General features: G+C 47.8%; 1 protein-coding gene. It reads right to left on the reverse strand.

All coding sequences use genetic code 11. The features are described 5' to 3' along the window. Positions 1 to 2 precede the first annotated feature (2 nt). Positions 3 to 406, reverse strand: a 404-nt coding sequence (locus D7Y13_RS44125; RefSeq protein ID WP_147452766.1) for a DEAD/DEAH box helicase, incomplete at its 5' end; no start/stop codon positions are given.

Genomic DNA, 406 nt, shown 5'->3' on the forward strand with positions numbered 1-406 from the left:
CTCTAACTCTCAGAGATGAGCCGCAGCAATTCGTCGGTGGATACTTTGCCGCTCATCTCTGTGCCTTCTAATAAACTGTCAGCTAAGTCACGCTTGTGTTGATGCAAGTCAACAATTTTTTCCTCGATCGTGTCCTTTGCCACTAATCGATAGATCGTCACGGGGCGCTTTTGACCAATGCGGTGGGCACGATCGCTCGCCTGATCTTCCACAGCAGGATTCCACCACGGATCCATATGAATGACATAATCTGCTGCTGTAAGATTGAGTCCTGTACCACCTGCTTTGAGGCTAATGAGAAAGACATCACCTTCACCTGCCTGAAACGCATTGACACGCTTCTTGCGCTCTGCCATCGGCGTGCTGCCATCTAAATATTGATAGGTAATTTTTTGCGTGTTTAAGT

This window comes from Corallococcus praedator, from assembly GCF_003612125.1.
GTDB classification, from domain to species: Bacteria; Myxococcota; Myxococcia; order Myxococcales; family Myxococcaceae; genus Corallococcus; species Corallococcus praedator.